The sequence below is a fragment of the Lachnotalea sp. AF33-28 genome (assembly GCF_003477885.1).
In the GTDB taxonomy this organism is placed as follows: Bacteria; Bacillota; Clostridia; order Lachnospirales; family Lachnospiraceae; genus AF33-28.
The window spans coordinates 281566-295339 of record NZ_QUEE01000002.1 but is presented as its reverse complement, the minus strand read 5'-3'; the positions used below and the strand labels follow the sequence as shown (position 1 = coordinate 295339).

Below are 13774 nucleotides of genomic sequence, written 5' to 3'. Positions count from 1 at the left end.
GCCTTTAATTGTGATTATCAAAATATTTTGCTGTTACTCTGCCTTAAACAGTCTGTCATATTCCGCCTTAATCAGGTCCGTGGCCTCATCGGGCGTGTAGCTGCCCATCAGTACCTTCGAGGTAGCGTCCGCCCAGGTATCGTAAACACCGTTAGGCATATAGGTCCGGTCAAACTGTCCCACATTCTTGACATCCTTCCACATGTTATAATACTCATTCAGACTGCCCAGATCCGCCTCGATATTCAGGAAACCCGAGGGTGCAAAAACTGCCGCACACAGTGCTTTTACATTTTCTTCCTGCGCCAGGTATTCGAGGACTTTCCGCGCCGCATCCACATTCTCGCTGTCTTTCCATATTCCATATGTGATTTTTTCTCCGTTTACCAGAGCCGGTTCCGTGCAGCCTAATTCCGGCATGGTCGGATAAGGCATAAAGCCCCAGCGCAGATCGGGAGCCGTGGCGGAAGCCGCCGTCATCACAGCATTGCCGAGATAGATGAACGCGCATCTGCCTTCCACAATCGCCTGGATCATATCCGGCACCTGGGCGGTCAGGTAATCATCGTTAAGATAGCCGTTATCCGCCATCTTCTTCAGCTCTGTAAGCACGGCTGTAATCTGGCTCCAGTCGAACTCTTCTCCGGTTGTCAGCGCATCCGCACCCGATACAGGGCTTCCCCCGATATTCGTCGCGGCCAGGGAATTCATGAAAAAGCCGATAATGCTGGCATCCGAACCCGCCATGTAGACCGGCACCACTTCCCCGCCGCTTTCGGTCTTAATTTTCTCCAGCGCAGCTTCAAACTTCTCCATCGTTTCCAGATCATGGATATCAATATCATATTTTTCAATCACGTCCAGATTGAACTGGATGCCTTCATTGGCCTGTGCAATCGGCAGCGCGCATAGCTTTCCATCGGAATCCCTTATTATGGATTCTATGGCCGGATCGATTTCGGAGGCCCAGCTCTCATTGCTTAAATCATACAGATATTCATCATATCTTCTCACAGCCCATCCATGGGTGCCGAAAATATCCGGCAGATTATTGGCCGCCATCTTCGTCTTCATGAGATTCTCATAATCGGAAGGCGCCGTAAGCTCCACCGTAATGTTATCCGTATTGGTTTCATTATAGGTGTTTATAATTTCCTTCAGCACGGCCAGCTGTTCATCCGTTTCGCAGGACAGAAACTCCAGTTTGATCTCCCCCTGTCCAGTGGCTGCGTTCTCTTCTTTTGTTCCCGCCGGTCCGCCCGTATCGGTTACGCCGGAAGGCTTTGAACTGCAGCCGGGAACAGCCAGCATTGCAGTCAGAACCAGACATAAAATAACGTGTAAGCCTTTTCTTCTCATAGATGTATTCTCCCTTCTTTTGCAGATTGAGGTCCGCTGTTTTTATAATGAAATTATACTGTGCATATTCACTGTGTTCCAGTTCAAATAACTACACTTTATGTGCATATTTTTAAACTGGATCGGAAAGGGCATGTGCCCGCCGGGTACAAAACTAAAAAACAGAAGCATCTGCAAACCTTGCAAATGCTTCTGTCTTTCACAGTATAGATAACTTCTTAAAATTCAGTTGTTATGGGGTGTGGTCCGTATATTCCTGTTCCTGAAGATGCTCCATCTCACTACAAAATATGAGCGAAATATACAATGGCAAGCGCAAAAAAATGGGCGACTTTTTTGTAAAATACGACATTTCCAGTAAGTATATTTTCCCATTCACCACATGGAAAAAGCTGCAGCCCTCACAAGTCCGCATTCATGCGGGTTTGAAGCGCTTACTGTTTTTCAGATAAAAGTACCTGTACATCATATTGTATCTTCTCGTCCGGCTCGAGAAATTTCAGCATGCCGGTCCTGCGCATCACATCCCTGCCGTCCGGATAGCAGTTCCCGCATTCTAACCCCAGCACATAATCCCGGATTCCCATCATCTTCCATTCCACAAAGCCGTCCAGTTTTTCGCTGTCAAACCGTATTTCCAGTCCAATCCCCAGCTTTGGCTGAAAGATGGAAGCCCTGCCCTCCCTCCGGTCAAACCTGTGATAATAACACCGTTCCTGATAGCCCGCTGCGGGTGTCTCCATCCGCATCCAGTTCTTTAGATCCTGTGCCGCGTGATCATCCCGGGGGATCACTTCTTTTGCGGGAATCTTAACGATGCTGTCTTCATCCAGAAGCGGATATCCCATGTTCATATGATAGAGAATCTCTATAGGTTCCCTTCTGTCTCCGGTATTATGTATTTCATCATGCACCGCGAATTCGCCGCTCATCTTTGAAATCTCAACTGTGCGGCTTAACACAAGTTTCCTGCCGAAAATCACTTCATCCTTTGTCAGGGTATGGATGAGTATCCTGGAATCGTCCTCCTCCCAGTAGCTGTGTTCACAGGGCAGGTTGGCGATGGAACCGTGCAGCGGCAGTTCCTCCCCGCCGTCCACACAAGGAGTTCCCACCGCCTGCAGCCCGCAGGTGGTCAAAAATCCCGCTGTAAAGGATTTCAGCCAGCTGTTCCCCCTGCTTTCATAGTAAGCCGGCGCCACATAACCGCAGGGTGAGAAATAGCTTAAATTGATCCCCCGGTAGCGCAGTCTGGCTATATCCCCGTTTCGGTCCGGACAGATGACCATCTCCAGCCCTTTTGTGTTATTCACTTCATAGATCCGCATGCCGTCGCCTTTGCCCCCCACCAGCCGGTGCTCTTCCACGCCGCCTATCTGTGAGCTGTGTCCGATATATGGATTCATTTTTACCTCCTCTTAGCGCACCTTTATTCTTCCAGATTTCGTGTATACCGCTAATCCTGCCTGATAAACTTTCCTCAGCTATTTCCCTTCAGATATTTTGCCACCTCGGCGGCCACGAGCTGTGTAAGCTTCTCCAGATCCGAAGCGCTTAGAGAGCCGAATGCCGGTTCCCTTCCGGCTCTGCCGTCACTGCCGAAAAGCTGTATCTTTTTTATGCTCTCCTGTTTTACCGCTTCCACCGCCGCAGGAATCAGATCAATGATGCCTTTGTTCATATCCGTGAATTTTTCCAATTCCGCCTTTACTGCGGCGACATTGATATCCGTAAAGATATTTACTTTGCTGATGCCTTCCCTGATAGCCTGTTTAAAGTCCTGATCTGTCAGGCCGGAGCCGCCGTGCAGCACAAGCGGCACATCCACCGTGCGGGCAATTGTCCGGATCCGTTTAAAGTCCAGCTTAGGCGGCAGTTTATACGCGCCGTGGGCATTGCCCACCGCAATGGCCAGCGCATCCACGCCTGTCCTTTTCACATAGTCTCTGGCCCTTTCCGGATCCGTATAGTATTGGGAAGGATCCGTAAGGCAGGAACTGCCTTCCGCAGAACCCTCGTTATCCCCTACATGCCCCAGTTCTCCCTCAATGGTCGCTCCGTAAGAATGGGCGATGTCCGCCATCTCCTTCACTTTACGGATATTTTCCTCATAGGGATCTATGGAACAGTCGTACATAACAGAACTGAAGCCGAGCTTTAAGGCCCTGATACAGGTATCGTAATTTAATCCGTGATCCAGATGTATCACGACAGGTACTCTTGCCTTTTTGGCCATAGGAATCAGGTAGTACGAAACCTCCTCTAAAGGTCCGTAGGGAAGCAGCACCTCCGCAGTTCCCATGATCACCGGTGACTGCATGGTTTCCGCCGCATTTATGATGCCCCTGGCCAATTCCAGATTAACGGCATTAAACAACCCGACCGCATACTGATCCCTCTTGGCGGGCAGAAGTACTTCATTCATATTTACCAGCATTGTTTGACCGCTCCTTTATTTATACCATAAATTCAGATAGTTTTTAACCATCTCTTTCATCACGCCAAATATAATTTCCTGCCGCGCAGTTGTCGTGCAGACACCGAGTGAAGAAACCTCACCCGTGAGGCACTTATCCGTCAGATAGCCTTCTTCCGCCAGACGTTTTACAGCATCCGGGCCTGCGGCCTTTGAGGCATTTCTGACCAGGAACTCTGTCAGCGCCGGTGAAGAATCGCGCTCCAGAGCAGTCCAGATATTTACCTTGCAGATTCCGTCCTGATAAAGCCCGCCAATCTTTTCATTGGATACGGAGGAGGTACCGTGCAGCACAATCCTGTGACCGATACGGTCACGGATCGCGGCGGCGGCCTCCCCGTGATAGCACAGATTCTGACCGGATGCCCTGTGCTCCGTGCCCAGATTGGCCACCACCATATCCACGCCGCTCTCCCTCATATAACGCTCGCATTTATCCGCCGCGGTGATCTCACAGTGCTCCTCGCCGGAAGCATCCACGATCTCATCGCAGGCTCCCTCGATCAGAATCTCACTGCCTTTCTTCTCCGTAAATGCCCGCGTCTTTTGGATATTCTGGTCCAGAGGCAGGGCGGAGGCATCGTACATGACGGAGGAATAACCGGTGAGGTCCGAATCCAGCAGCTCTGCATCCAAATCATACTGCGCATGGTCCAGGTGAAGCAGCAGATCCACATTGTCAAAGGCCTCTGACGCGATTTGGGCATCCGCCCGAAACAGCTTCAGTCCCAGGTCCCATCTCCCCGTCCTTGTATAGTTGACCGCCTGGGGACGGTGCTCATAGCGCACAGTCATGGCCAGCGTGATGGGAACCCGTGCCAATCGGTTCTCCCTGGCATATTCGCTGGCCGCCGACAGCACCGCCTCCGTGGTGGTCAGGTTTTCCGTGCAGAAGCATGGAATCACCCATCCTCTGTTCGCTGCCTCTTCATATATTTTCTTTACATTCTCTCTGCCTGTTATAATCGGCATCCTGTGTTCCTCCTGTATTCTTAATTCTTAGTTCACTCCAAAATCTACGGATCTATCGGCGGTTGTTTATGTATCCCCTACCAAGGGCCTGACCGCACCGTAAAGCTTCCGGTACCTCATATAAAGCTCTTGGTACTTATCATGCATATCCGCTCTGGGATAATAGGTTTCCCGCATCTGTACCATATGGCCGGCGGCATCCTTCAAATCCGCAAAGCAGCCTGCGGCAATGCCGGTCAGCATGGCGCTGCCCACAGTCCCGGCGTCCTCTGTTATCAGGGCCGTGACAGGAAGGTTCAGCATATCCGCCTTCATCTGCAGCCATTCTCCGGAACGGGCGCCGCCGCCGGTGGCATGAAGCTTTTGAATCTGAATGCCCGCCTGCTGCAAATATTCCATATTGACCATCATCTCATATACCACACCCTCCATACAGGCGCGGTACAGCTCTCCCACCGTAGTATCCGCCGTCAGTCCCACAATCACTCCCTTAGAGCCCGTGTCCATGTAGGGAGTGGCCGCTCCCGCCAGATGCGGCAGCACCAGCAGGCCGGTCGGACCGGCTGTGCACTTCTCCAGATACTCATTTACAGAGATACCTGCTTCCTTCGCGAATTCCCTTTCCTTCTTCGCCAGCGTTTCGATACACCACTGTATCAATGCCCCTCCCATGTAGGAAAACGCATAGCATACATATTTTCCGGGGATCACATAAGGAACCACGGCAAAATTCCCTCTGGCTGCCGCTTCCTGATCGGGAATCCCATCCATTACCGGTGTGATGCATTCCACCGTCCCTGCGCCGTCCACCGCTGCACTTGAATCAAACACGCCCGCTCCTACGGCCGCCGCCACCTGGTCATGGCCGATGCATGCAACCCTGGTACCCGCCCGCAGGCCGGTAGAAGCCATCGCCTCCTTAGTTACCGTACCGGCCACAGTCCCTGACGGGACACACTCTGACATAAGGCTCCTGTCGATTCCGGCTGCATCAAAGATCTCCCTGCTCCAGGCAAGTCTGTGTATATCAAACGCCATGGTTCTGGCCGCCAGCGAATAATCGATCCGCGCGTTTTTAGTCAGCGCGTATATCACCAGATCCTCCATCAGAAAGATATGTCTGGCCTTCTCATAGAGATGAGGCCGGCTGCGCTTCAGCCACATGATTTTGGATATGCTGTACATCTGATGCGGATTCACGCCTGTAAGTGACAGGAGTTTTTTTCTGCCGATCTTCTGCACGAGCTCTTCACATTCCGTAAGCCCCCTCGGATCCGTATAGAGCATGGCCATATGCAGAGGCCGGCCAGATTCATCCGCCAGCACAAAGGTCTCCCCAAAGCTGGTCACCCCAAGTCCTTCTATATCCGGATGCGCCTCTGTCACAGAACGGATCACTGCAAATACCGCCTCCAGGATAGCCGAAGGATCCGTCTCATGCTCTCCGAAGGACCGCCTGACGGGATAATCACGGTAAGCCTTATCCAAACAGTTTCCCTGACTGTCAAAAACGGTCAGCTTACACCCGGTTGTGCCGATATCCAATCCCGCAATCTTCATAGCCGTCATCCCATCCTTTCTCTTAGGCCTTACTCATCGATATCCGTCCAGTCATAATGCAGATAGGTGGTAAAGGCCTCTTTTAAAATCTCTTTCATATGCCCGACCCCTACAGAGGTGTGATGCTTAAATCCGCCTCTTGCCAGCCGGATGAGCTTATTCTGCAGATCGGGTATCCTGGCCACGCCGCCGCATCCAAAGAACCCGTCCTCGATCACATCCTCCGTAAACTCGCCTTCGCTGGCATAGATCACAATCCTTCCGTCTTTAGTCTGGCAGTTGGAATAGGTCATGGAAAACGGCCGGATCCTGCCCTCATTGCTGCCCCAGCCGGATCCCGGATCCCCTTTGGCAAACATCTTATGTTCCGTAACAGTGCCTTTCGCTGTCATCAGGCTCTGAGCCACCGGTCCGCAGTGGAATAAAATCACCTTATCCTCATCATCTCCATAGTTATTGTTCCAGTCCAAAACCGCGGTCGGCTGTTCACTGGCCAGATTCATCGCCCGCATGGTGAGTGCCGAGCACATGTCGATCTCGCAGGACGCCGGGATACCCCTGTCATTGAGCTCGCTAAGCAGTACACAGGGACATATTCTTAGGACCGTCTCCATTTCGTTCCAGCACCTAAGCGTCAGAGCATCCAGCTTATACTCCTCTATGTATTCGTCGATCACCGCGCTCACCTTTGCCAGCGTCAGCAGATTCTCTTCCGGCACTTTGGAGCAGTCCGTATACCGCCGCAGCCGTTCCTCTTTCATAAGGACTGCAGGATCCGCATCGGACTTCTGATTTACTTTATAAAACACCTCTGATAAATCAAAGGATTCCACGTTAATGCCGTATTTCTGCAGCGTAATTTCATCAAACCGCACGGTCTTAAAGGCGGTGGTTCTGGCTCCGATACATCCCACATTAAAGCGCTTCATGCCGTTTACCACACGGCATATGGCGGCGAAATCTCTAAGATTGTCCGCAAATGCCGGAGACAGAGGATGCACCGTATGGGGTTTCATCACCGTAAAAGGAACCTGATACTGCGTGAATACATCGGTAACGGAAAATTTACCGCAGAAGGCGTCCCTTCTGTGGGCGAAATCCATCCTGCCGATCTCATCCGGATAGGCCTGCATGAGGATCGGCACACCCGCATCCTGCAGAGCCGTAATGGCACCGTTTTCATCGGGGAAAATCGGCATGGAGAAGATCACCCCGTCATATTCGCCTTCATGCTCCTTCAGCCACCGGGCATACTTTAGCCCTTCCTCCCTGGTTTCCACTCCCCCGTACCGCGTTGCCTCTGCATCCATGGCGATATAGTCATAGCCCGCATCGCACACCGCCTTTACCATGTCTTCTCTGGCGCCGTAGATGAGCTCTCCAGGCATAAATCCCCGGTTGCCGAAACACAGCGCAAATGTGATTTTCTTCATATTGTCTCCTTCTTTTCATGTCGCCGGCCGCAGGCTGACCACCTGTGTGCATAGAAATGCGCTTTCCCACTCCGGCACATACTGTTTTATAGGTACAGTATAAAATTATTTTCTTATGTAATATATAGCCTTTCGTCCACATAACTTTGATTTTGTTCGCAGAATATGCTATCATGGATTCATCGGCCGGCCGATGTCCGGTACGGCCGGAAAGGAGCGCACATAATATGATCTCTTCCTTCAACATCACCAAACTTACCGCCCTCTTAAAGGACTTTTATACCATAACCGATATCCGCATCACCGTATTTGATACCGACTTTCAGGAAATTGTATCCTATCCCGCCGAACGGGCGTCCTTCTGCCGCTGCATCCGCAAGGATCCGGCGGCCTGCCGCATGTGTGCTAAATGTGACGAGTCCGCCTGCCAGACCGCCTCCAAAAGGCATGACACCTATATCTATCAGTGCCACGCCGGTTTAACGGAAGCGATCATGCCGATCCGTTTCAGCAATCTGATCGTGGGATATCTGCTGTTCGGCCATATCTTCTCCTACCCCGATTATGAAACGGGCTGGAGCAGTATTTCCGAAAAATGCAAACACTACAGCATCAACCTGAGTCTTCTGGAAGAAGCCTGCAGGGAGCGGCCCATCATCACAGAAGAATACATTCTCTCCGCCTCCCATCTGTTGAGCGCTGTGGCCACCTATCTGTCCTTCGAACGGATGGCCACCTTAAAGCTTGAAAACCTGCCGGTGCAGATCGACCAGTACATACAGAAACACCTTACGGATGACATCAGCGCTGTCTCTATTTGTGAACAGTTTCAAATTGGGAAAACCAGGCTGTATGAAATCGCCAGGGAAAGCTATGGTATGGGCATTGCCGAATTCATCCGCCGCCAGCGCATAGAAAAGGCAAAAAAGCTCCTGACGGACCGCCCTGAACTCACGATTGCCGAGGTTGCCTCTCTGTGCGGATTCCGCGATTACAATTATTTCATAACGGTATTTACACGGATCTGCGGCCAGCCGCCCAAACGCTTTGTCCGGTCCCGCATGTAGCGGTTACTATTCACGGCTGCCGATAAAGCAGCGCATGTCTTTACAGAGTATGGTCCTCATTGGGATCCCTTGAAGCCCGCCGGTTCTTTTGCTGCGTAGTTTGCAGCATTAGAACCGCTGCGCGCTTCACGGAGCGAGAGCGTGTCCCAATGGGGAGCATACTCTGTACCGACATGCGCGGGACGTTTACGGCAGCTGTGAATAGTAACATGAAGCGCTCTGTAAGCAAAAAATCTGCTGGACTATTTCGACATTTTGTGAGAAAATAGATGCGGTATGATGTGAAAGAAATAACGATAGGACAGACGCCATCTTATTTCCAAGTATCGATTACATAGTTGAAAGGAGTTTTACAATGATTTATTCACATGAAGTAGAAAAAATGTGCACAGTAGCACAAGGCGTTGCTCATGGTGCTGCTCCGATTCCTGAAGAAGCGAAATGGGTAAAATCCAAAGAAATCAAAGACATCTCCGGTTTGACTCATGGTGTGGGCTGGTGTGCTCCTCAGCAGGGTGCCTGCAAATTGACTTTAAACGTTAAGGAAGGCATCATTCAGGAAGCGCTGGTTGAGACCATCGGATGTTCAGGAATGACCCATTCAGCTGCTATGGCCGCTGAAATCCTGCCCGGCAGAACCGTACTGGAAGCATTAAACACAGACTTGGTATGTGATGCAATTAATACAGCAATGAGAGAATTATTCTTACAGATCGTATACGGCAGAACTCAGTCCGCATTTTCAGAGGACGGGCTTCCGATCGGCGCAGGCCTGGAGGATCTTGGCAAGGGACTCCGCTCCCAGGTTGGTACCATGTACGGCACATTAAAGAAAGGCCCTCGTTACCTGGAAATGGCAGAAGGCTATGTGACAGGTATCGCTTTAGACGCAGATGATCAGATCATCGGTTATCAGTTCGTAAGCCTTGGAAAGATGACAGATTTCATCAAAAAGGGCGACGACCCGAACACCGCATGGGAAAAAGCAAAAGGCCAGTACGGCAGAGTTGCTGACGCTGTGAAGATCATTGACCCTAGAGAAGAATAATCGAGGAGGAGTAAAGAAATGGCTTTATTTGAATCATATGAAAGAAGAATAGATAAGATCAACGCCGTATTAAACAGCTACGGCATTGCTTCCATCGAAGAAGCTGAAAAAATCACCAAAGATGCCGGTCTGGATGTATATGAGCAGGTTAAGAAGATCCAGCCGATCTGCTTTGAAAACGCATGCTGGGCTTACATCGTAGGCGCTGCCATCGCGATCAAGAAGGACTGCAGAAGGGCTGCTGACGCTGCCGCCGCGATCGGCGAAGGGCTGCAGGCATTCTGTATCCCCGGTTCCGTTGCCGATCAGCGTAAGGTTGGTCTGGGACACGGAAACCTTGGTAAGATGCTTCTGGAAGAATCCACCGAGTGCTTCTGCTTCCTGGCAGGACACGAATCCTTCGCAGCTGCGGAAGGTGCGATCGGTATCGCGGAGAAGGCCAACAAGGTACGTCAGAAACCGTTAAGAGTTATCTTAAACGGCCTTGGCAAGGATGCCGCTCAGATCATCTCCAGAATCAACGGCTTCACCTTTGTGGAGACAGAGATGGATTACTACACCGGAGAGGTGAAGGAAATCTACCGCAAATCCTACTCCGAAGGCTTAAGAGCCAAAGTTAACTGCTACGGCGCCAACGACGTAACCGAAGGCGTTGCGATCATGCACAAAGAGGGCGTTGACGTTTCCATCACCGGCAACTCCACCAACCCCACCAGATTCCAGCATCCGGTTGCCGGAACCTATAAGAAGGAATGCATTGAACAGGGCAAGAAGTATTTCTCTGTTGCTTCCGGCGGCGGTACAGGCAGAACCCTTCATCCGGACAACATGGCTGCCGGCCCTGCTTCCTACGGCATGACCGATACCATGGGCCGCATGCACTCCGACGCGCAGTTCGCAGGCTCCTCTTCCGTTCCGGCTCACGTTGAGATGATGGGTCTGATCGGTATGGGCAACAACCCGATGGTTGGCGCTACCGTTGCGGTTGCGGTTGGGATTGAAGAGAGCGCAAAAGCAGGGAAATTTTAAGAGATTGCTCTTATAATAAGTTTTTTTAAAGATGTTTGATGGTTGGAAGTTACTGTTCCCACGTATGAGAGGGCAGCGTATGAGGGCCATCCCCTGCCCTCTCATACGTGGGAATTTTTCGGTAACTGTGAACAGTAACGTTGGAATAAAAATGATTATCACTGTCAGAATAAACTATTGACATTTTAACTTTCCTAGCGTAATATAATATTAGCAGAGAAAAGCAGATGTGTCCATTGGGCGCAAAGTGAAACCCCAAGGAGGTGCAACTCCTTGGGGTTTCTTTTCCTTTTGAAGAGGAATAACTTAGGTTAGCTGTTGGTTATTTATCTCCATCTAACCATTTGCAGATATAGTAGCAAACTATTCCTGCCACGACAGAGATAAGAAAAGCAGATATGTATTCCATTGGTTGCACCTCCTTCCTGCCGGAAAGAGTCAACAGCATATTAATTATATCTATAAAGTAACAGGCTGTCCACTATTTTTCAAAATTCAGAATAGGATTGAGCAGCCGTCAGTGTGGCAGAGTAGCACACCCATAGCACGCAAACATCCCTCAACCCCTAGAAAACCAGTATTCTCCGTTTCGATTGGGGAAGCGGCGAAGGCTGGGAAGTTCTAAGGAAAAAGCTTGATTTTATAAGGTTTTTAATTGATTTGATTGAATTTGGGGGACCGCTTTGGCGGTCCCCTTTCCATGCTGGAATTTTTATATAAATACACTTTGCCTACCAAATTTTCGCCTTGTAGGCAAATGGTAAGCAATGTAACTCAATCTGCTATTCTCATACCATCCACCAACTTAATCCAACCAGTCTTTTTATTGCCCGCGGCATAGTCGCTGCCATAGGTTGCTGTTGATATAAAAAAATTACAAGGTGTTGGTGGGTATCGGCTTAGAGTCGGTGATTTCCGTGTATTATTTGATGTAAATGGTATTATAATCGATATTATAGATATTGGAAATCGTGGTCAGATTTATAAAGGAGTGTGATGAATATGTCTAATGTAAAAGAGAGAATTTTAGGTGCAGTTACTGTAATGAGTGATAAGGATGCAGAAAAAATATGGGAACTAATTCAGGGCACCTTTGCTTTAGCAAATGCACTATTGCCAACACTTCATCCCGGATGATATAATTCATTAAACATTGATATACGCAGGAGGTGTTTTTATGATAGAAATCCGCGAAGTAACTGATCCCGCAGCAAAATCCGAACTATGCAGCTGTATTTTACATCAACTGCCGGACTGGTTCGGCATCGAGTCTTCCATCGCTGAGTATGTTGAGGAAGCGGCAGGGCTTCCCTTTTATGCCGCATATGACCGAACCCGCCCCATCGGCTTTCTGGCTGTCAAAGTCCACAATCCCTATACATCGGAAATCTATGTGATGGGTATACTCGAAGACTTTCACAGGCAGGGGATCGGCACCGCTCTTGTTTCACGCGCAGAAGTCTTCTGCCGGGACCGCGGTCAGAAATATCTCACCGTAAAAACGCTGGATGGTTCCGCAGCCAGTGAGCACTATGCGCGGACGAGGAAATTTTACAAGCGGATGGGGTTTATTCCGCTGGAAGTCTTTCCGCTGCTCTGGGATGAAGCAAATCCCTGCCTGTTTTTAGTAAAATATCTGGAAGACGCAGCCGATCATTCATAGTCCTCGATTTTCCAGGAATCCTCCTACTAATACCTATTTTTGCTTACCGGCGGTTCTTTTCCGCTCTTCTTTCGCGCGCAGACGCTCACAGGCAGTCAGCAGTTTCTTTTTAGGCGCATGATGGTGTGCCATACAGGCCTCACAGTCGCCATAGCGTTCACACTTTAGTCTTTTACAGGGACATTTTATACCGCTGTCCTGTGGGGTCATATTTTTATTCCTCCATACAGTCTAAGTCATCTGCCCGAACCTGATTCCGATTCTCACCGGCGTGTCGTTTCTGCCCATTTATATGCACAGCACTATCTGCTGTAAACGCTCCCGGCAAACGCAAAGTCTACCGCATGCTCAAACCATTTCGCGCTCTCATGCACATCCTCATACTTCCAGTCAGGATATACCAGATAATTTCCCAGGGAAAGGCCATGGCTTCCATGCGGAAAGATATGCAGCTCCACAGGAACCTTATGTTCTGTCAGCGCCTGTGCAAAGAGCAGGCTGTTTTCCACAGGCACGGTCGCATCCTCAAAGGTATGCCAGATCAGTACCGGAGGAAAATCCTCTGTTACCTGCTTCTCCAGAGATACAAGCTCTCTCACCGCAGGATCCTGACAGCGGCTGCCCAGCAGATTTTCAAAAGATCCCTCATGAGCCTTCGGCCCGCTGGTTATGACTGGGTAACCGAGCATCACTTTATCCGGCCTGCAGTTTTTGGTCCGGTCACCGACCGCTTCCCGAACTATGGGATGGTTCCAGAAACACGCGGTGCTGGCCGCCAGATGGCCCCCTGCCGAAAAACCGCAGATGGCTATATTGGCCGGATCGATCCCATATTCTTCCGCATGTTCACGGATAAAGGCAAGCGCCAAAAGCGCTTCACACAGTGACTGCGGAAATACCGCATCCGGCGCCACACTGTAATCCAAAGTAAACGCGCATATACCCCGCCCGGCAAACATAAGCGCCACCGGTTCCTTCTCCCGGTCGGATACAAAAGCATAGCCGCCCCCCGGTATCACCAGAACTGCCGGCCTAAGCCTCCCCTTTCCTTCCCCCTTAAAAATATCGTCCGGCAAATACCCGATTAATTCCGCCGCTTTGCCGTCTTCTCTTACTTTCATATTCTCTCTAATCAGTTTCATCCTGCACCTTTATTCTGCGCTGCGA

At 50.2% G+C, this 13774-nt stretch carries 12 protein-coding genes; 5 read left to right on the top strand and 7 right to left on the bottom strand.

Translation table 11 applies throughout. The features are described from left to right. Positions 1–33: 33 nt before the first annotated feature. The 6 genes from DWZ56_RS03780 to DWZ56_RS03755 form a co-directional block, all read right to left on the bottom strand. Positions 34–1359: an ABC transporter substrate-binding protein gene (locus DWZ56_RS03780; RefSeq protein WP_118555054.1), complete on the bottom strand. Its 1326-nt coding sequence runs from the start codon at positions 1357–1359 to the stop codon at positions 34–36. Positions 1360–1793: 434 nt separating this feature from the next. Further along, positions 1794–2765, bottom strand: a complete 972-nt coding sequence (locus tag DWZ56_RS03775; protein WP_118555053.1) for an aldose 1-epimerase family protein — start codon at positions 2763–2765, stop codon at positions 1794–1796. Positions 2766–2839: 74 nt separating this feature from the next. Further along, positions 2840–3796: a class II fructose-bisphosphate aldolase gene (locus DWZ56_RS03770; RefSeq protein ID WP_118555052.1), complete on the bottom strand. Its 957-nt coding sequence runs from the start codon at positions 3794–3796 to the stop codon at positions 2840–2842. Between the two features lie 15 nt (positions 3797–3811). Continuing rightward, the gene (locus DWZ56_RS03765; protein ID WP_118555051.1) at positions 3812–4807 is read right to left on the bottom strand and encodes a class II fructose-bisphosphate aldolase; all 996 of its coding nucleotides are present in this window, start codon (positions 4805–4807) and stop codon (positions 3812–3814) included. A 66-nt stretch (positions 4808–4873) separates the two neighbouring features. Beyond that, the gene (locus tag DWZ56_RS03760; protein ID WP_118555221.1) at positions 4874–6367 is read right to left on the bottom strand and encodes an FGGY-family carbohydrate kinase; all 1494 of its coding nucleotides are present in this window, start codon (positions 6365–6367) and stop codon (positions 4874–4876) included. 29 nt (positions 6368–6396) lie between these two features. Beyond that, entirely contained in the window at positions 6397–7800 is a 1404-nt protein-coding gene (locus tag DWZ56_RS03755; RefSeq protein ID WP_118555050.1) for an L-fucose/L-arabinose isomerase family protein, read from the bottom strand. A gap of 227 nt (positions 7801–8027) precedes the next feature. On the opposite strand from DWZ56_RS03755, the gene DWZ56_RS03750 reads away from it, so the two are divergent. The 5 genes from DWZ56_RS03750 to DWZ56_RS03735 all read left to right on the top strand — a co-directional run bounded on the left by DWZ56_RS03750 (position 8028) and on the right by DWZ56_RS03735 (position 12607). Further along, positions 8028–8867, top strand: a complete 840-nt coding sequence (locus DWZ56_RS03750) for a PocR ligand-binding domain-containing protein (RefSeq protein ID WP_158584432.1) — start codon at positions 8028–8030, stop codon at positions 8865–8867. Positions 8868–9222: 355 nt separating this feature from the next. Continuing rightward, a complete protein-coding gene (locus tag DWZ56_RS03745) occupies positions 9223–9915 on the top strand; it encodes an iron-sulfur cluster assembly scaffold protein (protein ID WP_118555048.1) in 693 nt (230 codons plus the stop codon). A gap of 18 nt (positions 9916–9933) precedes the next feature. Next, positions 9934–10944: a GGGtGRT protein gene (locus DWZ56_RS03740; RefSeq protein WP_118555047.1), complete on the top strand. Its 1011-nt coding sequence runs from the start codon at positions 9934–9936 to the stop codon at positions 10942–10944. Between the two features lie 1002 nt (positions 10945–11946). Beyond that, entirely contained in the window at positions 11947–12081 is a 135-nt protein-coding gene (locus tag DWZ56_RS23285) for a hypothetical protein (RefSeq protein WP_279220272.1), read from the top strand. 40 nt (positions 12082–12121) lie between these two features. Beyond that, the gene (locus DWZ56_RS03735; RefSeq protein WP_118555046.1) at positions 12122–12607 is read left to right on the top strand and encodes a GNAT family N-acetyltransferase; all 486 of its coding nucleotides are present in this window, start codon (positions 12122–12124) and stop codon (positions 12605–12607) included. 302 nt (positions 12608–12909) lie between these two features. Here the strand turns inward: DWZ56_RS03735 and DWZ56_RS03730 are convergent, their stop codons facing one another. Further along, on the bottom strand, positions 12910–13728 hold the full coding sequence (locus DWZ56_RS03730) for an alpha/beta hydrolase (RefSeq protein WP_243095047.1): 819 nt from the start codon (positions 13726–13728) through the stop codon (positions 12910–12912). Between the last annotated feature and the right edge of the window lie 46 nt (positions 13729–13774).